This is a genomic window from Ideonella sp. P3_A4 (assembly GCF_056403075.1).
This window is the reverse complement of record NZ_JBFUGE010000975.1, coordinates 1-1,615: the sequence shown is the minus strand read 5'-3', so window position 1 is coordinate 1,615 and position 1,615 is coordinate 1. Positions and strand designations below refer to the sequence as shown.

The 1,615-nt window shown below is 68.9% G+C and carries 1 protein-coding gene; it reads right to left on the bottom strand.

What is annotated here, in order from left to right; genetic code table 11:
- On the bottom strand, positions 1-1,507 hold a 1,507-nt coding region (locus AC1DYI_RS35015; RefSeq protein WP_477208700.1), incomplete at its 3' end, for a pseudouridine synthase.
- Positions 1,508-1,615 lie beyond the last annotated feature (108 nt).

The following is a 1,615-nucleotide window of genomic DNA, read 5'->3' as shown; positions in this document are numbered from 1 at the left end:
CCTTGCGGGTGAAGGCATCGGCGCCGATGTAGCCGACCGAGGTCTGCATCGGATCGGGCTCGCGCTGGTTGCCGCCACCGCCACCCTTGCCGCCACCGCCCTTGCCGCCGCCGGTGCCAAAACCGCGTTGCGGCTGCACGAAGCGCTTGTCGTAGGTCTGTTGCAGCGGGTTCGGGATCGGGCCGTTCTCGAAATCGTCTTCGCGGCGGGTCGAACGCTCGCGCTGGATCGCGCGCTTGTCGAAGGTCTGCTGCAGCGGATTGGGGATGCGCGTCGGATCGCCCGGCTCGCGCATTTCGCCCGGCAAGCGATCAGCTTCCACGCGCTCCGGCCGGTCGCGGCGCGGCTGGTTCTGCGGCTGGTTGTGCGGCTTTTTCTTGCTGTGCTGGTTGTTGCGGTCGGCTTGACGCTCCGGGCCACCGCCATCAGGGCCGCGCTTGACCGGACCACGGTCGTTGCGCTGGTCACGCCGATTGTCCTGGCGATTGTCTTGCCGGTTGTTCTGGCGGTTCTCGTGGCGGTTGTCTTGCCGTTGTTCCGGACGACCCCCATCGGTCATCTGGCGCAGGGCGCGCAGGTCGCCTTCTTCSAGRTCGACCCAGACRCCGCGCTTGAGGCCGCGCGGCAGCACCACACAGCCGTAGCGGATGCGGATCAGCCGGCTGACCGTCAGGCCGACCGTGTCGAAGAGCTTGCGCACCTCGCGGTTGCGGCCTTCGGCGATGACCACGCGGTACCAGTGGTTCACGCCCTCGCCGCCGCCGTCTTCGATCGACTTGAAGGCCGCACTCTGGCCTTCGATCTCGACGCCAGCCAACAAGCGTTCCTTGGCCTCTTTCTCCAGCGTGCCGAGCACACGCACTGCGTATTCGCGCTCGACGCCGAAACGCGGGTGCATCAGCTTGTTGGCCAGGTCACCCGAGTTGGTGAACAGCAGCAGGCCTTCGGTGTTGATGTCCAGCCGGCCCACCGATTGCCACTTGCCTTGCTGCAGACGCGGCAGCTTGCGGAACACGGTCGGGCGCTGCTGCGGGTCGTCGTGCGACACCACTTCGCCCACCGGCTTGTGGTACGCGATCACGCGCGCCGGCGGCGGTGCGATGCGCACGCGCACGGGTTTGCCGTCCAGCGTCACGCGGTCGCCAAACGAGATGCGCATGCCCGTGTGAGCCGTTTCACCGTTGACCGCCACGCGGCCGTCGATGATGGCCTGCTCCATATCGCGGCGCGAGCCGATGCCGGACTGGGCCAGCACCTTGTGCAGCTTGGGCGCGTCGGGGTCGGGCAGCAGCACTCGCTTGTCGGCGCCCTCTTCTTCGGCGGATGTCGCCGCGCCGGCTTCGGCCGACGGGTTGAACTCAGCATCGGCGGCCATTGGCGCCGCTTCGGGTGCGGCTGCGGCTTCCACGCCGGCAGGCTCAGCCCCCTCGCTGTCRCCGCCATCAAACTCGCCCGCGATCACCGCGGCAAACAAGGCACCCGTGTCGGGCGCCGGTTCGGAGGCCACCGGCTGCTGCTGTTGCTGCTGCGGGCGCGGCGCGCCGCCACCCTGCTCGTCGCGCTCACCCCGGTCGCCACCACGGCGGCGACGGCGATTGCGGCCACGGCGGGAATC